Annotated in this window: 19 protein-coding genes and 2 pseudogenes; 3 read left to right on the top strand and 18 right to left on the bottom strand. The window is 70.8% G+C overall.

The window, feature by feature from the left end; translation table 11 throughout:
* Position 1: 1 nt before the first annotated feature.
* The 3 genes from QNO07_RS17020 to nsdA all read right to left on the bottom strand — a co-directional run bounded on the left by QNO07_RS17020 (position 2) and on the right by nsdA (position 3,324).
* Entirely contained in the window at positions 2-340 is a 339-nt protein-coding gene (locus QNO07_RS17020; protein ID WP_283992899.1) for a P-II family nitrogen regulator, read from the bottom strand.
* Positions 337-1,593, bottom strand: a complete 1,257-nt coding sequence (locus QNO07_RS17015; protein WP_283992898.1) for an ammonium transporter — start codon at positions 1,591-1,593, stop codon at positions 337-339. The genes QNO07_RS17020 and QNO07_RS17015 overlap by 4 nt, the downstream gene beginning before the upstream one ends.
* Before the next feature lie 222 nt (positions 1,594-1,815).
* Positions 1,816-3,324, bottom strand: a complete 1,509-nt coding sequence (gene nsdA / locus QNO07_RS17010; protein WP_283992897.1) for a transcriptional repressor NsdA — start codon at positions 3,322-3,324, stop codon at positions 1,816-1,818.
* 363 nt (positions 3,325-3,687) lie between these two features.
* On the opposite strand from nsdA, the gene QNO07_RS17005 reads away from it, so the two are divergent.
* A complete protein-coding gene (locus QNO07_RS17005) occupies positions 3,688-4,368 on the top strand; it encodes a bifunctional DNA primase/polymerase (protein WP_283992896.1) in 681 nt (226 codons plus the stop codon).
* Positions 4,369-4,437: 69 nt separating this feature from the next.
* On the opposite strand, the gene ftsY is transcribed toward QNO07_RS17005, so the two are convergent.
* The 3 genes and pseudogenes from ftsY to QNO07_RS16990 form a co-directional block, all read right to left on the bottom strand.
* Positions 4,438-5,640 carry a signal recognition particle-docking protein FtsY gene (gene ftsY / locus QNO07_RS17000; protein ID WP_283992895.1) on the bottom strand — a complete coding sequence of 401 codons (1,203 nt, stop codon included), beginning with the start codon at positions 5,638-5,640 and terminating at the stop codon, positions 4,438-4,440.
* Positions 5,641-5,918: 278 nt separating this feature from the next.
* A pseudogene (locus QNO07_RS16995) lies at positions 5,919-6,413 on the bottom strand (MFS transporter); the annotation flags it as partial.
* Between the two features lie 32 nt (positions 6,414-6,445).
* On the bottom strand, positions 6,446-7,726 hold the full coding sequence (locus QNO07_RS16990; protein ID WP_283992894.1) for an RNA-guided endonuclease TnpB family protein: 1,281 nt from the start codon (positions 7,724-7,726) through the stop codon (positions 6,446-6,448).
* Positions 7,727-7,749: 23 nt separating this feature from the next.
* On the opposite strand from QNO07_RS16990, the gene tnpA reads away from it, so the two are divergent.
* Complete coding sequence (gene tnpA / locus QNO07_RS16985) at positions 7,750-8,178, top strand: IS200/IS605 family transposase (RefSeq protein WP_283992893.1); 429 nt, start codon at positions 7,750-7,752, stop codon at positions 8,176-8,178.
* 96 nt (positions 8,179-8,274) lie between these two features.
* On the opposite strand, the pseudogene QNO07_RS16980 reads toward tnpA, so the two are convergent.
* The 4 genes and pseudogenes from QNO07_RS16980 to QNO07_RS16965 form a co-directional block, all read right to left on the bottom strand.
* Positions 8,275-8,849: pseudogene (locus QNO07_RS16980) on the bottom strand (MFS transporter); the annotation flags it as partial.
* A complete protein-coding gene (gene smc / locus QNO07_RS16975) occupies positions 8,827-12,429 on the bottom strand; it encodes a chromosome segregation protein SMC (protein WP_283992892.1) in 3,603 nt (1,200 codons plus the stop codon). The gene smc and the pseudogene QNO07_RS16980, both read right to left, overlap by 23 nt.
* A 234-nt stretch (positions 12,430-12,663) precedes the next feature.
* Positions 12,664-12,870 carry a hypothetical protein gene (locus QNO07_RS16970; protein ID WP_283992891.1) on the bottom strand — a complete coding sequence of 69 codons (207 nt, stop codon included), beginning with the start codon at positions 12,868-12,870 and terminating at the stop codon, positions 12,664-12,666.
* 304 nt (positions 12,871-13,174) lie between these two features.
* On the bottom strand, positions 13,175-13,486 hold the full coding sequence (locus tag QNO07_RS16965; protein WP_283992890.1) for an acylphosphatase: 312 nt from the start codon (positions 13,484-13,486) through the stop codon (positions 13,175-13,177).
* 238 nt (positions 13,487-13,724) lie between these two features.
* Between QNO07_RS16965 and QNO07_RS16960 the strand changes: the two genes are divergently transcribed.
* Positions 13,725-14,630: a CAP domain-containing protein gene (locus QNO07_RS16960; protein ID WP_283992889.1), complete on the top strand. Its 906-nt coding sequence runs from the start codon at positions 13,725-13,727 to the stop codon at positions 14,628-14,630.
* Between the two features lie 519 nt (positions 14,631-15,149).
* On the opposite strand, the gene QNO07_RS16955 is transcribed toward QNO07_RS16960, so the two are convergent.
* The 8 genes from QNO07_RS16955 to rsmD all read right to left on the bottom strand — a co-directional run bounded on the left by QNO07_RS16955 (position 15,150) and on the right by rsmD (position 21,077).
* Positions 15,150-15,422 (bottom strand): hypothetical protein, encoded by a 273-nt coding sequence (locus tag QNO07_RS16955; RefSeq protein WP_283992888.1) that lies wholly within the window; start codon positions 15,420-15,422, stop codon positions 15,150-15,152.
* Positions 15,423-15,811: 389 nt separating this feature from the next.
* Positions 15,812-16,726, bottom strand: a complete 915-nt coding sequence (gene mutM / locus QNO07_RS16950) for a bifunctional DNA-formamidopyrimidine glycosylase/DNA-(apurinic or apyrimidinic site) lyase (RefSeq protein ID WP_283992887.1) — start codon at positions 16,724-16,726, stop codon at positions 15,812-15,814.
* An 87-nt stretch (positions 16,727-16,813) separates the two neighbouring features.
* Positions 16,814-17,572 carry a ribonuclease III gene (rnc, locus tag QNO07_RS16945; RefSeq protein WP_283992886.1) on the bottom strand — a complete coding sequence of 253 codons (759 nt, stop codon included), beginning with the start codon at positions 17,570-17,572 and terminating at the stop codon, positions 16,814-16,816.
* A gap of 19 nt (positions 17,573-17,591) precedes the next feature.
* Positions 17,592-17,765 (bottom strand): 50S ribosomal protein L32, encoded by a 174-nt coding sequence (rpmF, locus tag QNO07_RS16940; RefSeq protein WP_023527756.1) that lies wholly within the window; start codon positions 17,763-17,765, stop codon positions 17,592-17,594.
* Between the two features lie 2 nt (positions 17,766-17,767).
* Positions 17,768-18,403, bottom strand: coding sequence for a YceD family protein (locus QNO07_RS16935; protein WP_283992995.1), 636 nt, complete (start codon positions 18,401-18,403; stop codon positions 17,768-17,770).
* Positions 18,404-18,583: 180 nt separating this feature from the next.
* On the bottom strand, positions 18,584-19,933 hold the full coding sequence (locus tag QNO07_RS16930) for a cell division initiation protein (RefSeq protein WP_283992885.1): 1,350 nt from the start codon (positions 19,931-19,933) through the stop codon (positions 18,584-18,586).
* A 50-nt stretch (positions 19,934-19,983) separates the two neighbouring features.
* Positions 19,984-20,463: a pantetheine-phosphate adenylyltransferase gene (coaD, locus tag QNO07_RS16925; RefSeq protein WP_283992884.1), complete on the bottom strand. Its 480-nt coding sequence runs from the start codon at positions 20,461-20,463 to the stop codon at positions 19,984-19,986.
* A 26-nt stretch (positions 20,464-20,489) separates the two neighbouring features.
* Complete coding sequence (rsmD, locus tag QNO07_RS16920; protein ID WP_283992883.1) at positions 20,490-21,077, bottom strand: 16S rRNA (guanine(966)-N(2))-methyltransferase RsmD; 588 nt, start codon at positions 21,075-21,077, stop codon at positions 20,490-20,492.
* Positions 21,078-21,298: the final 221 nt, after the last annotated feature.

Here is a 21,298-nt window from a genome sequence, read left to right as displayed (position 1 = left end):
GTTACAGCGCGTCCGGGCCGCGTTCGCCGGTCCGGACCCGGACGGCGGTGTCGACGGGAACGCTCCACACCTTGCCGTCGCCGATCTTGCCGGTGCGGGCCGCCTTGACGACGACCTCGATGAGCTGCTCGGCGTCCTCGTCCTCGACGAGGACCTCCACGCGGATCTTCGGCACCAGGTCCACGGTGTACTCCGCGCCCCGGTAGACCTCGGTGTGGCCGCGCTGGCGGCCGTAGCCGCTGGCTTCGGTCACGGTCAGGCCGTGCACTCCGAACGCCTGGAGGGCGTCCTTGACTTCGTCGAGTCGGTGCGGCTTGATGACCGCCGTGATCAGCTTCATGCTTCAACCTTCTTGTTCGGGCTGCTCGTTGCCGTTGCGGACGAGGTCAGCGTGCCACCGCCGACCTGGGTGAAGTCGTAGGCGCTCTCGGCGTGGAAGGCCTGGTCGACACCGACGGTCTCCTCGTCCTCGCTGGCCCGGAACCCGATGGTCATGTCGACCAGCTTGGCGAGCAGCCAGGTCACCACGAAGGTGAAGGCCATCACCGAGAAGGCACCGACGGCCTGCTTGCCGAACTGGGTGATGCCGCCGCCCTCGGTGGCGAGGAACCCGACGAGCAGGGTGCCGATGAGGCCGCCGACCAGGTGCACACCGACCACGTCGAGCGAGTCGTCGTAGTTGAGCTTGAACTTGAGGCTGACCGCCCAGGAGCAGACCAGGCCGGCCACCAGGCCGATGGCCAGGGCGCCCATGGCGTTGACGTCGGCGCCCGCGGGGGTGATGGCGACCAGGCCGGCGATGGCGCCGGAGGCCGCGCCCAGGGTGGTGAAGGCGCCGTGCCGGATGCGCTCGTAGACGAGCCAGCCGAGGATGGCCGCTGCGGTGGCGACCTGCGTGTTCAGTGCCATGTTGGCCGCGGTGCCGTCGGCGGCGAGTGCGGAGCCGGCGTTGAAGCCGAACCAGCCGAACCACAGCATGGCGGCGCCCAGCAGGACCAGCGGCAGGTTGTGCGGACGCATCGGCTCCTTCTTGAAGCCGATGCGCTTGCCGATCACCAGGACCGCGGCGAGCGCGCCGATGCCGGCGTTGATGTGCACGGCGGTGCCGCCGGCGAAGTCGATGACGCCCATCTCGAAGAGCCAGCCGCCCTCGGCCCACACCCAGTGCGCGACGGGGAAGTAGACGACGGTGACCCACAGGGCGATGAACAGCGTCCAGGCGCTGAACTTGACCCGGTCGGCCAGGGCGCCACTCATCAGGGCCGGGGTGATCACGGCGAACAGCATCTGGAAGAGGACGAATGCGAAGACGGGAATGCCGTCGTCACCCGTCATCGTCTCCGGGCCGATGCCCTTCAGCCCGATCATGTCGAGGTTGCCGATGACCCCCGCGGTGTTACCGCTGAAGGCCAGGGAGTAGCCGTAGAGCACCCAGAGCACGCTGACCACGCCGAGTGCGATGAAGGACATCATCAGCATGTTCAGGGCGCTCTTGACCCTGACCATGCCGCCGTAGAAGAAGGCCAGGCCAGGCGTCATCAGCATGACCAGTGCCGCGCTGATCAGGACGAATGCGGTATCCGCGCCGTTCAATGGACGTCTCCTCGAAGTCACGACCCGTGCGGGCAGGTAGCGGGGGGCAGGATGTGCCACACACTCCCGAAGCTCGGTTTCCTTCGATGCGCCCGGCTGTTTCGGCGTCGTGACGAACACGTCCGGTGTGTTACAGGCGGGTGAAGCGGGGACGGCGCGCGGCGGCGCCGGTTACTCTCTGGCCCATCCCCGCCGCCCGCTCGCGCGGTGGCCGGGCTTCTCTCAGCCCGCTGCCGCGGCCTCCGCGGCGGGGAGGGCGGAGACGAGGCGGTCGTTGAGTTCGACGACCTCGGCCACCTGACCGAACTCGCGCGCGGCACTGGCCGCGGTCTTGCGGATGCGGGTGTTGACCCGCTCCGAACGCAGGCGCTTGGCGACCTCGATGGCGTCGACCGTGCGGGCCGCGCACTGCTCGGGCTCCCGCTGGAGCAGGTGCACGGTGGCCATGCCGACGAGGTTGAGCGCATACGAACGGTGGTGGCCGCCGTCGGAGTTCGCGCACTCGGCGGCGAAGAGCGCCACGGCCTTCTCCATCTCGGGCTGTGCGAGCGAGGCGTAGGTGTGGCTGCGGCCGGCGACATAGGCGAGGTCCCGGTAGGAGTGGGCGTTCTCGGCGCGCAGCTCCCCTTCCGAGAAGAAGGTGATCCAGTCGGGGTCCGGGTCGTCGGCGTCGATCTCGGAGAAGAGCGCGTCGGCCATGCGGGCCGCCCGGTGGCACTGCTTGGGCTGGCCCATGTTGGCGTAGGCGCGGGCCTCCATCGCATACAGCATGGCCTGGGTGCGCGAGGTGGCTCCCTCCCGGCTGCCGTACTGGGCGAGGTGGACGAGTTCCAGCGCGTCCTCGGCGCGGCCGAGGTGGATCATCTGACGGGCCATGTTGGACAGCACGTACGAGCCGAGCGGGCGGTCGCCGGCCTCCTTGGCGGCGTGCAGGGCGAGCACGAAGTACTTCTGCGCGGTGGGCTGGATGCCGATGTCGTAGCTCATCCACCCGGCCAGCTCGGCGAGTTCCGCGGTGACGCCGAAGAGGCGTCTGCGGATCGGCTCGGGGTGCGTCTCCTGCAGCAGGTCGGTGACCTCGTGCAGCTGCCCGACGACGGCCTTGCGGCGCAGCCCGCCGCCGCACTGGGCGTCCCACTGCCGGAACATGGCGGTGGTCTGCTCCAGCAGTTCCAGCTCGGGCGCGGAGAGCCGGGACGCCCGGCGGTTGCCTCCTGGCCGGGACGCCTGCCGGGCGTCGGCGCCGTCCGCCGCACCCCCGGGCGCGGGCACCAGCCAGCGCTGCATCGGCTCGATGAGCGCCGGCCCCGCCGACACCGCCAGGGACGGCCCGAGGTAGCCGCGGCGGCCGAGCATCAGGTCGCTGCGGGAGAACTCGTTGATGAGCGCGACGGTCTGCGGCCCGGCCCAAGGCAGGTCGACGCCGGAGTCCGCGGCGGCCTGGCGGGTGGCGCGCAGCCCGAGGTCCTCGACCGCGACCACGCAGCCGAAGCGTTCGGAGAACAGCTCGGAGAGAATCCGCGGGATCGGCTCGCGGGGCTGCTCTCCGTCCAGCCAGCGGCGCACGCGGGAGGTGTCGGTGCTGACGTGGTGGGCGCCCATCTGGCGGGCCCTGCGGTTGACCTGGCGGGCCAGTTCGCCCTTCGACCAGCCGCTGCGCACGAACCACGAACCCAGCTGGTCGTTCGGGCGCTTCTCAGCCGACGTGCCGCTGCTGCCGTTGCCGCCCACTGGAAGGCCCCCGCTCCTCATCGTTCCGGGCTGTGCCTGGGGCATACCCGCGAACCGCTTGTGCTCTGTCGTTGTGTGAACCGAAAGTAATCCTACGATCACCGGTCCGGCGAGGGCGATTTCAGAAACGCCACCATTCGCCACCCCCGCCTATGAACCTAACGCCGAGCCCACACGCTTCACTTGGGTAAGAGCGATCACATCGGATGCAACGAAGTGCGCTAGGGGCGCGCGACGTTCAACGCACACCGGGGGGCGCCGTTCACAGCCAGTCCACGAGCGGCGCGGCGCGCTTCCCCCACACCTCATCGCTCTGCGTGAATGGTCCGTAACCATCGGCGCACGGAATCCGTTGGAGGGAGCATGGGCTTCACGATCGGCGGTATTCGGGAGTTCCGGGACCTGCGGCTGGCGACACGCCGCCCCCGGCGGCAGCAGCGCCCACCGCAGAGCACCGCGGTGGCGGAGTACACCGGCCTTTGGGGCTGGGACGTGGTACCCGGGGCCCGAGCAGTCAGCGGCGGCTCCACGCCCTGCTCGTGCGGCTGCCCCGTCTGCCCCGCGCCCGGCGCCCACCCGCTCGACGCGACGATCGAGGTACCCGCCGGGGCGACGCTGGACGAGGCCGTCGACACCTGGGCGCAGGTACCGGGGGCCGCCCTGCTGCTCCCGGTCGGGCGCTCCTTCGACGTCCTCGAGGTGCCCGAGCAGGTGGGTCGGCGGGCCCTGGTACGGCTGGAGCGCATGGGCCTGCCGCTCGGCCCGGTCGCGGTCACCCCGCACGGCCGCGCCTGGTTCCTGGTGGCGCCGGGTGCCTCGACCGAACTACCGCGGCTGCTCTACCGGATGGGCTGGGACGACGCGACGCTGGACCTGCGCTGCCTCGGGCCGGGCGACCACATCACCGCGCCACCATCGGACCTCGGCGGCCTCGGCCCGGTGCGCTGGCTGCGTCCCCCGACGCTGGAGGCCGCGGGCCGGCCACCCCAGGCGCGACTGCTGCTGGGCACGCTGGCGTACGTCTGCCACCGCCTCGCGGCGTAGACGCCGTCCGGACGCGGCGGCCCCCGCCGTACGGCTCGCGCCGGGCGGGGGCTGCCGCGCGGTGACGGGTCAGTCGCCGATGAGCGCGTCGACGAAGGCCTCCGGTTCGAAGGGCGCGAGGTCGTCGGCCCCCTCGCCGAGTCCGATCAGCTTGACCGGCACCCCCAGTTCACGCTGCACGGCGACGACGATGCCGCCCTTGGCCGTGCCGTCGAGCTTGGTGAGCACGATGCCGGTGATGTTGACCACCTCCGCGAAGACCCGCGCCTGCACCAGGCCGTTCTGGCCCGTGGTGGCGTCCAGCACGAGCAGCACCTCGTCGACCGGGCCCTGCTTCTCCACCACCCGCTTGACCTTGCCCAGCTCGTCCATCAGTCCGGCCTTGGTGTGCAGCCGGCCGGCGGTGTCGATGAGCACCACGTCGGCGCCCTCGGCGGTGCCCTCCTTCACGGCGTCGAAGGCCACCGAGGCGGGGTCGCCCGCCTCCGGGCCGCGCACCGTGCGGGCGCCTACCCGCTCACCCCAGGTCTGGAGCTGGTCGGCCGCCGCGGCCCGGAAGGTGTCCGCGGCGCCCAGCACGACGGACTTGCCGTCGGCCACCAGGACCCGGGCGAGCTTGCCGGTGGTCGTGGTCTTGCCGGTGCCGTTGACCCCGACGACCAGCACCACTCCGGGCCGGTCCTCGGCTCCGGAGGTCTCGGTGCGCACCGCGCGGTCCTCGTCCGGGCCGACCAGCGTGAGCAGTTCCTCCCGCAGCAGGGCCCGCAGCCCCTCGGGGGTGCGGGTACCGAGCACCCGCACACGCTCGCGCAGCCGCTCGACCAGCTCCTGGGTGGGGGCGACGCCGACGTCCGCGGTGAGCAGGGTGTCCTCGATCTCCTCCCAGGTGTCCTCGTCCAGGTGCTCGCGGGAGAGCAGCGTCAGCAGTCCCTTGCCGAGCGAGTTCTGCGAACGGGAAAGACGTGTCCGCAGCCGGACGAGGCGCCCGGCGGTCGGCTCGGGGGTCTCCAGTACGGGGGGTGCGGGCTCCGGCTCGACGGTGGTCGTGGCTCCGGAGGCGTCCGGAAGGTCGACCTCCTCGATGGTCCGGCCGGGTGACTCGGGAGTGCCGTCCACGTCCTCGCCGACCCGGGGCTCGGCGGGCGGGGTGCCGACCGCCGGGCTCTCGGGCCGGGGCGGCAGCGCCTTCTTCCTGCGGCTGCTGACCACCAGGCCGGTGAGGGCGCCGAGAGCGACCACGGCGATGACTACGGCAAGGATCAGGATTTCCATCGGTTCCCTAGGGTGTTGGCTGCGTCACGGGCAGGGGCCTTGTCCGTCGCGGGCCGCTGGGCCGGGCGGGAGTGCCCCTCGGGCAGGGCGCGACCCCTCCAGTATCGGCCAGCGGTCGGCGCGTCCCGCGCGGGGCCGACCGTGTCGGCACGGCGGGGCGCACCGGGCGGAGGCCCGGGGGACGCGCCGGGCGGCACCCCGGGGCAAGAACGGTTCTGCCCCGGCTCACTGGCGGAGCCGGGGCAGAACCACTTCGAGGGCACGGGCAGCGGGGTCGGTCAGCCCATGTCCTCCAACGCCTTGCCCTTGGTCTCCGGCACCCACTTGAGGATGAAGGGGATCGAGAGCGCGGCGAAGCACGCGTAGATCACGTAGGAGCCGGACAGGTTCCAGTCCGACATCGTCGGGAAGCTCGCGGTGATCAGCCAGTTGGTGATCCACTGCGCGGAGGCCGCCACACCGAGCAAGGCGGCGCGGATCCGGTTGGGGAATATCTCGCCCAGCATCACCCAGACGACCACACCCCAGGAGAGGGCGAAGAACAGCACGAAGGAGTGAGCGGCGATCAGCCCGACGGTGCCCTGGGTGTCGGGCAGGCTGATGTCGCCGCCGATCTCCTGCTTGAAGGAGAACGCCCAGGCCGCCAGCCCCAGGGAGACGGCCATGCCGGCGGAGCCGATGAGGGCAAGCGGCTTGCGGCCGATCCGGTCGACGAACAGCATGGCGATCACGGTGCCGACGATGTTGATGATCGACGTGGTGAACGATTGAAGTGCTCTCCCGGCTGAGGCCGGGAGATTCCTGCTTACCTTGCGGCAGCGGGCTTGACGCGCTTCGCGCGCCTGACGACTGCCCTCCCGGCAGCCGGGATGAGCGCGAGGCCCATCCGGTAAAGGTGCAAGACGTTCCGGGCTGCGTTGTGGTCGGCGTTGCCCGACCAGCCGCAGTCGGGGTTCTTGCACACGAACACGGCCTGGCTCTCCCGGTTGCCGGGCGTGGTGAAGCCGCACGCTGAGCAGCGTTGGGAGGTGCCGGGGGCGGGGACCTTGTGCAGGGTGCCGCCGAGCTGGGCGGTCTTGTACGTCAGCATGGTGACTGTCCGGCCCCATGCCTCCCCGCTGATGGAGCGGTTCAGCCCAGCCTTCTGGGCAACGTTCTTCCCCGGCTCCTCGATGGTTCCCTTGGCCGACTTGACCATGTTCGTGATGGTGAGTGCTTCGACCACGACGGTGCCGTATGTGCGGGCGATGACGGTGGTCGTCTGGTGCTGCCAGTCCAAGGCCCGGCGCTTGGCTTTCGCACGGAGTCCTGCGATCTGGTCGTAGGTGCGGTGCAGCCGGCGGCTGGTGCGCTCGCCGGACTTGCGGTCCTGCTTACGCTGCGCGGCGCGCTGCTCCAGGTGCAGAAGCCTGGCCTTCTCCTTGCCGGTCAGCCATTCGCCGTGCTCGTACGTTTCGCCGTCCGAGAGGGCTATGGGTACGGTGACGCCCACGTCGATGCCGACATCCGGTCCCTGGTGCGGATCGGGTTTGACCTCCAGGGCCTGGACACGGAAGGCGATGTGCCAGCCGAGCGTGTCCTTGATCAGTCGTGCCCCGGTGATCCGGTTCTCCGCGTTGGCACGCTTGCCGACCGGAAGGTCTTTGGTCCACCGGAAGCGGACCCGGCCCACCTTGGGAATGTTGACCGTACCCCAGCGCCGGTGCACGCGGGTGATGTTCAGGTCGCGACCCTGCGGGATGTCCACGGACATCACCGTGCGGAACCGGCCCTTGAAGTTCGGGGCGTCTGCGCGGCCCTCCCAGAAGTTCTTCCACGCCTGGAAGTACGTCTTGAGTACCGCTTGCGCGGCCTGGGCAGGGAGGACGGCCAGGAAGTCGATGTCCTCGCGTGCTTGTCGGATCGCGGCATCCGCGTTCGCGAGCGTCCGCATGTCCTTCGGCATCATCCCCCACCACGCGTGGAGAAGATTCCACATCGTGCGGGCCGCGTGCGCCTGATCATCCGCCATGCGAACCCCGGCAGGAGACAGTGAAAGCCGGGCACGGTGCCCGAACTGCCTCTTGACCAGGGTGTCTTGACTCACGACCGAGACCATAGCATTGGTTTATGTCACCGCGCTGGAATCCTGATCCCGACGTACGCACCGGACGTCACGTCGTCTACAACCTGCACGTTCACTTGGTTTTCGTCACGAAGTACCGGCGGAAGGCGTTCACCGACGCCATGCTGGCCCGCACCGAAGAGATCATGCGGGAGGTCTGCGCCGACTTCGAGGCCGAGCTGAAACAGTTCAACGGCGAACAGGACCACGTCCACCTGCTCGTGCACTACCCGCCCAAGGTCCAGCTCTCCAAGCTGGTCAACTCCCTCAAGGGCGTCAGCTCCCGCAGGCTCCGCCAGGAGTACGACAGCCACGTCCGCCAGTACCTGTGGGGCGGACGCTTCTGGTCCGGCTCCTACTTCGCAGGATCATGCGGCGGGGCACCCCTGACCGTCGTCAAGCAGTACATCGAAAACCAGCAGCGTCCCGTCTGACCCTCACCCCCAAAGACGCAGAGCACTCCGGCGCTCCGCGCCAAGGACGGCCCTCACTCCCACCCTGAAGGGGCACAGCACTGGCCAAGATCAGAGGTAGAAGAACGAGCTCTCCGGGTCGATGCCGACAGACTGCCACAGCAAGGAGCTGTAGTAGAAGATCACGTTGATGCCGACCAGCTGCTGGAACACGGACAGGCCGATGCTGATCCAGACGATGGGCAGCAGGCCGGTGCGCCCTCCGGTCAGGTCCCGCCACGACGGCTTGTGCTCGCGGCGCATGCGCTCGTCGATATGCCGCACCCTGGCGTCCAGGTCGGTCCCGACCGCCTCGACGTCGGCGAGCACCACCTTGGCGTCCTCGAACCGGCCCCGGGCGACGAGGTAGCGCGGCGACTCGGGGATGCGCAGGGCGAGGATGCCGTAGACGAGCGCAGGGACGACCTCGATGCCCAGCATGATCTGCCAGGCCTCCAGGCCCAGCAGCCCGCCGCGCTGGTTGCCGCCGGCGATGTTCAGCACACACCGTAGTTGACCAGCTGGGAGACTGCGATGCCCAGCACGATGGCGGCCTGCTGGAAGGACGCGAGCCGGCCGCGGAGCATCCTCAAGATGTGAAGCAGCGGGGGCGGCGACAGGTCGTGCGGCTCAGCTGAGCCGCTGGCTGATGACCTTGGACACACCGTCCCCCTGCATGGATACCCCGTAAAGCGCGTCTGCCACTTCCATCGTGCGCTTCTGGTGGGTGATGACGATCAGCTGGGAGCTCTCCTGCAGCTCAGCCATGATCCGGATGAGCCGCTGCAGGTTGGTGTCGTCCAGCGCGGCCTCCACCTCGTCCATCACGTAGAACGGACTGGGGCGGGCCTTGAAGATCGCCACCAGCAGGGCCACCGCGGTCAGCGACCGCTCGCCGCCGGACAGCAGCGACAGCCGCTTGACCTTCTTGCCCGGCGGCCGGGCCTCCACGTCGACACCGGTCGTCAGCATGTCCGAAGGGTCGGTGAGCACCAGGCGGCCCTCACCGCCGGGGAAGAGCCGCGAGAACACACCCTCGAACTGCCGGGCGGTGTCGTGGTACGCCTCCGTGAACACCTGCCGCACCCGCTCGTCCACGTCCCTGACCACCTGGAGCAGGTCGGTGCGGGTCTTCTTCAGGTCCTCCAGCTGCTCGCTGAGGAACTGGTGCCGCTCCTCCAGCGCCGCGAACTCCTCCAGAGCCAGCGGATTGACCTTGCCCAGCTGCTGGTGGGCGCGCTCCGCCGCACGCAGCCGCTTCTCCTGCTCGGCGCGCACGTAGGGCACCGGCTGGTTGCGCGGATGCTCCGGGTCGGCGGGCAGCTCCTCCCCCTCGGCGGGCGGCGAGGGCGGCACCGGCTGGCCGGGCCCGTACTCGGCCACCAGCACCGCCGGCTCCACACCCAGCTCCTCCAGCGCCTTCGTCTCCAGCTGCTGCACCCGCATGCGCTTCTCGGCCCCCAGCACCTCACCCCGGTGGACCGAGTCCGTGAGCTTCTCCAAGGCGGACGCCAGCTCGCGCCCCCGGTTGCGTTCCGCGGTCAGCTCCCGCTCACGCTCGTCCCTGGCCAGTTCGGCGGCGGCACGCTCCTCCTCGGCCCGCTCCAGCGACACCTCCACATGCGCCAGGAGCCGGCGCGCGCCGGTGGCGACCGCACCCGCCACCTCGACCTCGTGCCGCATCCGGGCCCGCCGCCGCTCGGCCCGCTCCCGAGCCTCCCGCTCGGCCCGGGCCGCCCGGTCCAGGCCGTCGGCGCGGCCCGCAAGCCCCTTCACCCGCTCCTCGTGCGTGCGCACCTGGAGTCGTGCCTCCATCTCGGTCTGCCGGGCGTTCGCGCCGTCGGCGGACAGCCGGTCGCGGGCCGCGGTGTCGGGCTCCTCGTCGCCCTCGGCGATCTCCTCGGCCACGGCCAGGCGTTCGACCAGCTCCGCCGCCTCCTCGGTCGCCGCCCGCAGCGCCTCCTCCGCCTTGGCCACCGCGGCGGCGGCGCGTTCCGCCTCGTCCGCCGCGGCACGCGCCTGGCCGCCCAGCCGGCCCAGCCGCCCAGCCACCTCGGACCGCTCACGGGCGGCGGCGCTGCGGCGAGCCGCCGACTCCTCCACAGCCGCCGCCCGTTCACGTCGGGCCGCCTGCGCACCCTCCTGACGCAGTGCCAGCTTCTCGCAGGACGCGTCCAGTTCGGCGAGTTCCGCGGTCGCCGCGTCCACCGCAGCCTGCGCCTCCAGCAGGCTGGGCGCCCCGGCCGAGCCGCCGTGCGCGAAGTGGGCGCCCAGCAGGTCGCCTTCCGCGGTCACCGCCGTCACGTGGGGCTGCTCGGCGAGTAGCCGTTCGGCGTCGTCCAGCGTGCCCACGACGGCGACCCCGGCCAGGAGCCGGCGCACGGCGGGCAGCAACTCGGGCGGTCCGCCGACCAGGTCGACCGCCCGCGGGACACCGCCGTGGCGCTCACCGTCAACGCCCGCGGACGCGTCGGCACCGGTGCTCCGGGAGGGGTCGGGCCCGGATTCCGCTGCGGGGTCGGCCACAAGCAGCGCGGCCCGGCCGGCGTCCTCGGTGCGCAGCAGCCGCAGCGCCCGCGCCGCCCCCGCCGGGTCGGTGACGGCGACGGCGTCGGCGGCGGCACCCAGCGCGGCGGCCACCGCCACCTCGTGGCCGGGGGCCACCGTGAGCAGCGACGCGGCCGGGCCCAGCAGCCCCGCCAGCCTGTCCCGGGCGTCGAGCAGCGCACCGGTGCCGTCCTTGCGCCGCAGGCCCAGCGCGAGCGCGTCACGCCGGGCGGCGGTCGCGGCCCGCCTGCGGTCGGCGGCGTTCAGCGCGTCCCGCGCCTCCCCCAGTTCTGCCTCGGCGCGGGCCAGTTCATCCTTGGCCTGACCGTGCTCCTCCGCGAACCGGTTCTCCTCCTCGTCCGCACCGCCGACATCCGCGTTCAGCGTCTCGTACTCCTCGGCCGCCTCGCCGGCCCGGCGGGCGGCGTCCTCGCTGGCGGCGGTCAGCCGGTCGATCTCGGACTGGGCCGACGCGGCCCGACTGCGGGCGGCGGCGGCCTGCCCGCCGAGCCGGGCGAGCTGCTCACGTCGGTCGGCGACCGCCCGAGCCGCGTCCTTCAGGCGGCGTTCCTCGTCGGCCAACCGCCGCTCCAGGTCGGCCCGGTGGCTCACGGTGTCGTCCAGGGCCCGGCTCGCCGCCTCCAGGGCGGCGGTCAGCTCCGCCTCCTGCTCCCGGACCCTGGCCGCCTCCCGTTCCAGGTCCTCCGGGTCACGTCCGCGGCGCTCGTCCGCGGGTGCCGCCGAGGCACTGCGCACCCGGGCGTCGGCCAGTCCGACAGTGCCGCGGATCCGCTCGGCCAGTTGGGACAGCTCATGCCAGACCCGCTGTGCCTGCTGGAGGCGGGGGGTCAGGGTGCGCACCTCCTGCTCCAGCTCCGCCTCGCGCTGCAGGCCGGCGGTGAGCGCCGACTCGGCGGCCTCCTTGCGCTCCTTCAGCGCGGCCTCGTCGGCGATCTCGGCGCGCAGCGACTCGCGGACCGTCACCAGGTCGTCGGCCAGCAGCCTGAGCCGGGCGTCCCGCAGGTCGGCCTGGATCACCGCGGCCCGTCGCGCCACCGCGGCCTGTCTGCCCAGTGGCTTCAGCTGGCGCCGGAGTTCGTCGGTGAGGTCCTGGACACGGGCGAGGTTCACCTGCATCGCGTCCAGCTTCCGCAGCGCCTTCTCCTTGCGCTTGCGGTGCTTCAGGACACCCGCGGCCTCCTCGATGAAGGCGCGGCGGCCGGTGGGGTCGGCGTGCAGGACCGAGTCGAGCTGGCCCTGGCCGACGATCACGTGCATCTCGCGGCCGATGCCGGAGTCCGACAGCAGTTCCTGGATGTCCAGCAGGCGGCAGGTGTCGCCGTTGATCTGGTACTCGCTGCCGCCGTTGCGGAACATGATCCGGGTGAGCGTGACCTCGGCGTACTCGATCGGCAGCGCGCCGTCGGAGTTGTCGATGGTGAGCGACACCTCGGCCCGCCCCAGCGGAGGGCGGCCGGTGGTGCCGGCGAAGATCACGTCCTCCATCTTGCCGCCGCGCAGCGACTTGGCCCCCTGCTCTCCCATCACCCACGACAGGGCGTCCACCACGTTGGACTTGCCCGAGCCGTTGGGACCCACCACACAGGTGATTCCCGGCTCGAACCGCAACGTGGTGGCCGAGGCGAAGGACTTGAACCCGCGCAGGGTCAGGCTCTTGAGGTGCACGGCGTGTGACTTTACCGGGGTGGCGCGGTTTCACCGGTGAACGTGCAGGGCACATCATGCGGTAACGAGAAGAGGTCCACTCCACCGATCACCGACACCCCGCACCGCCCACCGACACCGATCGCCGACATCGATCACCGACGAATCGACCACCTGGAAATGACGAAGGGACGCCGAAGCGTCCCTCGCAGTTCTGCTAGCGGTGGGCGCTGCTGCTCACCCCCGGGGTACGGGTCAGGTGAGTGCGGGCTCGCCCTGGGAGACGTCGATGCTGTCCAGCAGCGAGTCTCCGTGACGTGCGACAGCCGACAGCGCGTCGTTCTCGGCCTGCATCCGGATCAGCTCGGATTCCAGGTCCTGTACGCGCTGCTGGAGCCGTCGCATCTCGGAGTGGACTCGGGGGTCGGAGCCGCCGACGTAACCGAGAAGCGCCTTTGCCATGATGAGTGGTCCTCCACACTGTGTGACCGACCGAGGTCGCGGTGGGTCGTGAGAGATGAGCACCCGCGGTGTTTGGCTCTGCTTGCAAGGTTCTCAGGGTCAAACAGCTAAGGTGCGCGGGGCTTCCAGCGTCTCACCAAAACTTTTGACGGTCAACACGATCACACCGTGTAAAGGCGCGCCGCGGGGGCTCGTACGGCGTCTCGCGCCGGAGCAGCGGCCCGCTGGTGTGCGGAGATCACTTGTTGCGGCAGCCTTGCATGTCGCGCGGCCGTTGGCAACCAGTTTCCGCTCACCTGCCTCCTCACCTGATCAGGAAGCCCTCGTAGCCGCCTCGAGGCTCGTCCCAGATCTCGGTGACCCCGGTGACGTTCCCGGGCGTGTCCCCGGTGCGCAGCCACCCGAGCAGCGCCTCACAGTTCCCTCTGGACCCCTCGGCCACCACCTGTACCCGGCCGTCCCCGAGATTGAGGGCGAAGCCGGTCAGCCCGCCGATGGACAGCGCGCTCGCCCGGGTGAACCAGCGGAACCCGACCCCCTGCACGGTGCCCCGTACCCAGGCGGTCATCCGCACCTGATCGTCTCCCGGTTCCGCTCCCGGTTCGGCAGTGCTCATGTGACGCACGCTATCGGGGCAATTCCCCATACGGCACACCGGCCCCGCCCGTGATGGCGTAATGTCGCCGGGCAACGAGCGTCACTCGAAAGAGTGACACCCCACCGTCGCCGAGCACGTGAGGAAAAAGACGCAGATGGGACGCCATCGACGCGCCACCCCTGTTCCGGTATCCACTGGTCCCGCAGAGCGGGGTTACGACTCGGGGCGCCATCGGAGCGCGCACCGCAAACGGAGCATGGCCCCTGTCCGGACGGGCCTGCTCGGCGCGTCCGCAGCGATGGCGGTCGGCGCGGTAGCGGTCGCCTCCGGATTGGTGCCCAACCCGGGCAACGGTTACACCTTCGGGGGCGGGGACGAGTCGACCACTATCGAGGCCAACGGCACGGTCCCCGACTTCTCCGCCCAGGGCGCCTCGGGGGGGCCCGGCGAGCGCGGCGAGAACCCGGTGAGCCGCGACACCGAGCGGGTCAACCCGCCCACCTCCTTCCCGTCCAGCCCGCCCGCCGGACAGCTGCCCTCGCAGACGCCCGCCGACCGGGCCCCGAAGGCGCCGGACGCCGCCTCCCCGGAGGAGCAGGAGCGCGAGGACAAGGCGACCCAGACACCGGAGACCGCCCCGCCCGCGGGCAGCGCGGTCGAGGCCCCGAGCCCTTCGCAGACCGCACCGAAGGCGCCGGCCAAGCCGTCCACGCCGCCCACCGCCAAGGCACCCGCCAAGCCCTCGACCCCGCCGGCCAAGAAGACGCCGAGCGCCCCGGGCAAGGAGGCGTCCGTCGAGGAGCAGGTGCTCGCCCTGGTCAACCAGGAGCGGGCCAAGGTCGGATGCAAGCCGGTGAAGGCCAACGCCAAGCTGGAGGCTCTGGCCTCCGACTTCAGCCGCGACATGGCGGTACGCGGTTTCTTCTCGCACACCAGCCCCGACGGCGACAGCCCCTGGGACCGCGCCGAGGCAGCCGGCATCTCCAACCTCGGCGGTGAGAACATCGCACGCGGCCAGGCGACCGCCGAGGAGGTCATGGCGGCCTGGATGCAGAGCCCGGGCCACCGCGCGAACATTCTCAACTGCGACTACAAGACGCTCGGCGTCGGCGCCCACTTCGAGCCCGGCGGCCCGTGGTGGACGCAGAACTTCGGCTTCTGAGCAGTGAGCCGGGCAGCGCCCGGTGCAGTGGTAGAGGGCTGCCGGTGATCCGCGATCACCGGCAGCCCCACACTGCTTTCCCGTGCTCCGCCGGGGATGCGTGGACCAGGAAGCCCATTGGGCAGTGCCGCTTCAAGCCGTTCGAAGCCGCCCGACAACGCTCCACGAACGCTCAGTTCGTGCTTCTCAGCTGCTAAGTCGCGCGCCGGACCGGACGGCACCAGGTACGTCGGGGGAGTGGCAGGCAGCGCAGTGCCGGCGGAGACAAGCCCGTCGGGCATCGTCTCGTACTAGAGGTGCGGGCCGATGACCAGGACCGTGATGATCGGAACCTCTTCGTTTCGATCGTTCTTCTCATTGGGCCCGTACCGCCAGTAGATCCGCCACGCACCAGGCGTGTGGTTCTCGACGTAGGAATCCCAGACTCTGCTTACCGTGCCCAGGGAAGCTCTCGGATTGGTGCGAGTGCAGGCCCGGGTGCCGGGGATTGATCTGCAGGTACGCAAGAGCTTTGCGCACCTACTTCAGCTTGGCTGCTTCGGCTGCCCCGCGAGCCTCCAAGCGGGTGAGGGTCGCGTTTGCGTCGTCAGTGAAGCGATACTCATACACGACTTGCCAGTCCTCGTCCGTGTCCTCGAGGTATGGCGAGAAATCTCCGCGATCGTGCGTCTTCCCGTGTGCCGCCTGTTCGAGCCCCTCACTGATGCGCTGCCTCAGTCCCGGCTCGGTCCAGAGCTGCATCTCTCGTTCCGGGATGGAACCCACGAGGGTGAGGGCCAGCAGGCCGTGCACGTTGGACTCAACGCGGTAGCGCCGACCCGGTGTGCTCCGGCTTTCCCAAGAGAGAGGCGACCTCGGGGGTCGACTTCGATCTCGGCTACTGTCTCGAACTCCTCGCTTTTCACCGATCCGATCATGGGGTTCTCCGTCCAGTGCCCTGGGATGTGGCGGATGGGAGGGGTGCCCGTTCAGCTGACCGGCAGATCGGACGTCCCGTATCAGGGGCGTCAGGTGGGATGCCGTGGCGCGGGTACCAACCCTGATTCCCGGCATAGTAAGAGTGGACAGGTGGGCGATACCCACTTTCTCGACGGGTGACCGCAGCCCGTGGCCTCTGCTACTTCGGCGTATTCGCCGGGCGGAGCTCGGCCCGATGACGGTGCGCTGGGCCGACGAAGCGGTCAGGCCGAGCGGGGTGGGCGCTGGCAGCGGGGGCAGTAGTAGCTGGAGCGGTTCATCCACGGGCGGCGGCGGATCGGGGTGGCGCAGCGGCGGCAGGGTTCGTCCTCGCGGCCGTAGGCGTCCAGGGAGCGGTCGAAGTAGCCGGACTGCCCGTTGACGTTCACGTACAGGCTGTCGAAGCTGGTGCCGCCGACGGCGAGCGCCGCGTTCATGACGTCGCGGACGTGGCCGAGCAGCTCGGTGGTGCGCGGCGCGGTGAGGGTGGCGGTGGGGCGCTCGTAGTGCAGCCGGGCGCGCCACAGGGCCTCGTCGGCGTAGATGTTGCCGACGCCGCTGATCAGCGTCTGGTCCAGCAGGGCCCGCTTGAGGGTGGTGCGCTTGCGGCGGAGGGCCGCGTGGAAGGCCGCCTCGTCGAAGGCCGGGTCCAGCGGGTCGCGGGCGATGTGCGCGATGACGTCGGGCAGGCCGTCCGCGGTGAGCGGGTGCAGCGACAGGCCGCCGAAGGTGCGCTGGTCCACGAAGCGCAGTTCGCCGGGGGTGTCGTCGGCGAAGGTGACGCGTACCCGCAGGTGTTTCTCGTCGGGCGCCTCGGGCGGCTGGACGAGCAGTTGGCCGCTCATGCCCAGGTGCGCGAGCACGGCGAACCCTGAAGGTTCTGCGGGTTCTGCGAGTCCTTCGACGTTTCCGGAGGTTTCGGTCCCGCTGCCGCTGGACAGCGGCAGCCACAGGTACTTGCCGCGGCGCAGCGGGGTTCCCACGGTGCGGTCGGGCAGTCGGGCGGCGAAGTCGGCACCGCCGGCGAGGTGGCGGCGCACCGACCGCGGGTGGAGCACGGTCACGGACGCGACGGTGCGTCCGGTGACCCAGCGTTCCAGGCCCCGGCGCACCACCTCGACCTCCGGCAGCTCGGGCATCGCGCCCCTCCTGGGCGTCAGCCGTCACCGCCCCGGTGCCCGACGGCCTTCGAAGCCTTCGGGCACCGGGGCGGTGACGGTGCTGGTTCAGCGCGCGGAGTCGGCCGAGGCCTCGGCCGCCGCGCGGATTCCGCGCCAGGCGGTCTCGGCCGCCTGCTGTTCTGCTTCCTTCTTGCTGCGGCCGGTGCCGGTGCCGTACGCGACACCACCGACGCGGGCAGCAGCCGTGAAGGTCTTCTCGTGGTCGGGGCCGGTCTCGGTGACCAGGTACTCCGGGACTCCCAGGCCTTCGGCCGCGGTGAGTTCCTGGAGGCTGGTCTTCCAGTCGAGGCCCGCGCCCAGGCTGGAGGACTTCTCGATCAGCGGGTCGAAGAGCCGGTGGATCAGCTCGTCCGCCGCCGGAAGCCCCTGGTCGAGGTAGACGGCACCGATCACCGCTTCCAGAGTGTCAGCGAGGATCGAGGCCTTGTTGCGGCCGCCCGTGCCCTCCTCGCCCCGGCCGAGCCGGACGAACGACCCCAGTTCGAGGCCGCGGGCGACCTCGGCGAGGGCCCGCGAGTTGACCACCGCGGCACGCAGCTTGGCCAACTGCCCTTCGGGCAGGTCGGGATGCGTGCGGTAGAGAGTGTCGGTGACGACCAGGCCGAGCACGGAGTCCCCGAGGAACTCCAGACGCTCGTTGGTGGGCAGCCCACCGTTCTCGTAGGCGTAGGAACGGTGTGTCAGTGCACGCACCAGAAGGGCGGACTCGAGGTGGTACCCGAGCCGCCCTTCCAGGAGCGTGTGGGACGAGGCCGCATCCACCAGGTCCGCCGATGCCTTCTTGGGCGTGCTGGCGTCTGACATGAAGCCTGTCACCCGCCGATCAGACCTCGAGGACCTGACGCTTGTTGTAGGTGCCGCAGCTCGGGCACGCGATGTGCTGCTGCTTCGGCTCCTGGCAGCGCTCGCATTTCACCAGGGTGGGGACCGCAGCCTTCCACTGCGACCGGCGGTGGCGCGTGTTGCTGCGCGACATCTTCCGCTTCGGAACAGCCACGGCTACTTCTCCTGCTTCTCGTCGGCACCCGGAGAGGCGCCGTTCACGTTGTCCTTCTCGCCGTCCTGGACGGTTTCGGCGAGTCCCTGCAGTGCCGCCCAACGGATGTCGACGGCATCGTCGTGCTGGTGTTCCGGGTCGTCCGCGAGCCGGGCACCGCACACGGCACACAGCCCCGGGCAGTCCTCCCGGCACACGGGCTTCATCGGCAGTGAGAGCACCACCGCGTCCCGCAGCACAGGTTCGAGGTCGAACAGGTCGCCCTCGAGTGAGAGATGCTCTTCCTCTTCCTCGGCGTCGTCGCCGGCTTCCGCGAAGCGGTTCCGGACGTCGGCGTCGGGGTAGGAGAACATCTCCTGGAAATCCGCTTCGCACTGCTGCTGAAGCGGCTCCAGACACCTTACGCACTCCCCCGTCAGCGGTGCACGGGCGGTGCCTGTGACAAGCACCCCTTCCATGACCGCCTCCAGTCGGAGGCCGAGTTCCACCGGTGCGCCCTTGGGCACTCCGATGACCTCGATGCCCAGGTGGTCCGGCGCCTCGACCGTGCGGGAGAGCTTCCTCATCGCACCTGGACGCCGACCCAGCTCATGTGTGTCGAACACGAGCGGGTCACGGTGGTCCAGGGGGGCGTTCAGGGCTTCCTGCTTTCTACGGTGCGACGCGGTGGAACTATCGGCCCCGAAGTGTCCGGGCAGCCGGGCAGCGCGGACGTACGCGCGGCCGAAGAGACAGGATACTGGACGGGTCCCGATCGACCCAATTCGGGCCGGAACCGCCAGGCGGGCGGAACACGTCCGACGTCGCCCGACGGCGCCTCAGCGGCCCTGTTCGTACTGCCGGAGCTGGTCGAGGTCGATCATGCTGGTGTCGAACAGGCTCGTCTCGTCCAGCGCGCCCGGCTGCGGGGCGCCGCCCGACGCGGGCGGGTAGCCGCCCTGCGGCGGATACGCGTCCTGGGCGGGATAGGCGTCCTGGGGGGCGTATCCCGGGGCCGGCGGGAGCTGGGGGGCGCCGCCGTAGCCCTGGGGCTGGCCCTGCGGGGCGCCGTAGGGGTCGGGTGCGTAGCCCCGGGGGTCCGGCGCCCCCTGCCCCTGCCCGTAGCCGTCCGACCCGTAGCCGTCCTGGCCCGGGTAGGGCTGCGGCGGGTAGCCGTAGGCGTCCTGCGGCCCCTGGGCGCCCTGCTGGTTCTGCGGGTGGCCGTAGGGGTCGGGGGCGGGGTAGGACCCCGGGTCCTGGGCGGAAGCCTGCTGGTAGCCGTACGCGTCCTGGCCGTACACGTCCTGGGCGTACGGCTGCCCCTGTGCGCCCTGTGCGCCCTGTGCGGCGTAGGTGTCCTGCGGATAGGCGTCGCCCTGGTGGCCCGACGGGACGGCGTAGGGGTCGGCCGAGGGGGTCTGCGGCCGGGGCGGCTCCGGGGCCGCCGCAAGTCCGGCGAGGTACTCGGCATCGCTGGTACGGGGCTGGCTGCCGTCGTTCGCGGCCTCGTCCTGGGCCGCCATGTGGGCGCCCAGCTCGTCGGTGGGCCGGTGGCCGGTGAGCTTCTGCCGACCGCGGCCGACGGCCTCCAGAGTCTTGGACAGCACCGCCTCGAAAGCCCGGAACTGCTTCTCGACGTAGGCGTCGGCCCGCTCGCGCAGCTCGGCCGGGTCGGTGGTGCGGTCAGGCGCGTCGTCCTCGGCGTCCTGGGCACCGCCGGGCCCGCCGTCGTACCCGCTGCCGGGCGCACGGCCGAGCAGCTTCTCGCGACCGCGGTCCACCGAGCCGATGGTCTTGCTCAGCACGACCTCGAAGTTGGCCAGCTTGCTGTCGACGTAGTCGTCCGCCTCGGCCCGGATCTCCGCTGCCTCCCGGCGGGCGTCGCCCAGGATCCGGTCGGCCTCCTCCTGGGAGCGCCGGGCCACCTCGGTGCCGGAGATCAGCGAGCCGCGCTCGCTCTGCGCGGCGGCGATGATGCGCTGCGCCTCCTGCTGGGCCTCGGCGACGACCTGCTCTCGGTCGCCGAGCACCTCGCGGGCCTGTGCGAGCGACCCGGGGAGCGCCTCGCGCACCTCGGCGAGCTGTGCGAGCAGCTCGGCGCGATTCACCACGCACGAGGCCGACATGGGCATGGAGCGGGCGTTCTCGACCGCCGCGACGATGTCGTCGAGTCTCTGCTGTACGTCCACGGCGACGACTGTACGGCCACCGGCTCCCGGAGGGACAGCCGATGCGCGGGTCAGGGCTTGGGAAGCCGATCGGTCAGCGCGCTCAGCACCTGCGGGGGCACCAGGTGGGCCACGTCGCCACCCCAGGTGGCAACCTCCTTGACCAGGCTGGAGGAGAGGAAGCTGTACGTCGGGTTGGTCGGCACGAAGAGCGTCTCGACACCGGAGAGGCCTATGTTCATCTGGGCCATCTGCAGTTCGTAGTCGAAGTCGCTGACCGCGCGCAGACCCTTGACGATGGCGGGGATGTCGCGCTGCTTGCAGAAGTCCACGAGCAGGCCGTGGAAGGCCTCGATCTCGATGTTGCCGTACTCGGCGGTGACCTCGCGGATGAGGTCAAGTCGCTCCTCGACCGTGAACAGGCCCTGCTTGCTCTTGTTGATCATCACCGCGACGTGCACGACGTCGTAGAGCTTGGAGGCTCGGCCGATGATGTCGAGGTGCCCGTTGGTGATGGGGTCGAACGATCCGGGGCAAACGGCACGGCGCACTGGCGTTTCCTCGCTCTCCGAGCTGGTCATGACACGGGGCTGGCGTGTGGTGGGGCGGCGTGACCGTACCAAAGCGTTCCTTCGCCGTAGCGACGGGACCGCAGCCCCTCGAACCCCTCGGGCCAGCGGAACTCACCGCCTCGGGTGCTGCGCTCCACGGTGACGAGCGCGTCGTCGCTGAGCCAGCCCTGGGCGCGGAGTGTGAGCAGGATCTCCCGAAGATCGTCGTCGCCGACGGCGTACGGCGGATCGAGGAAGACCACGTCGTAGGGGTGGCCGCCGGGGGTCTCGGCGGCGACCTGGGCGGCGCGTGCCGTGCGTACCTCCGCGCCGGGCAGGCCCAGGGCGCGCACGTTGTCCTTGATGGTCCGGGCGGCCCGCGGGTCGGACTCGACCAGCAGTACGTGCGCCGCGCCGCGGGACAGCGCCTCCAGGCCGACCGCGCCAGAACCGCCGTAGAGGTCGAGCAGCCGCAGCCCCTGCCAGCTGCCGAGCCGGGCCTCCCAGCTGGAGAACAGGCCCTCCCGGGCCCGGTCCGAGGTGGGCCGGGTGCCCTGCCCCGGTGGGACGGACAGTCGCCGGCCCCCGGCGGTTCCGGCGATCACGCGGGTCATGGTGGGTGCTGCCCTTCGTCCGGTGCCGTGACCCCGGACGGTCACTGCTCCCCCACGATAGGACGATCCCGGCGGCGCGGCGTGCCGGAGTGGCCGCCCGTCGGCAGTGCGTCCGCGTCCGGGGCCTCCGCGCCCAGGCCTGGGGCCGACGCGGAGCCGTCGGCGGAGGGGGCTCCGGAGGGGGCGGTGCCGTCCACCTCGACGCGGGTGACCTTGCCGTC

The sequence above is a fragment of the Streptomyces sp. 549 genome, from assembly GCF_030124175.1.
In the GTDB taxonomy this organism is placed as follows: Bacteria; Actinomycetota; Actinomycetes; order Streptomycetales; family Streptomycetaceae; genus Streptomyces.
This window is presented reverse-complemented; position numbering and strand designations above follow the sequence as displayed.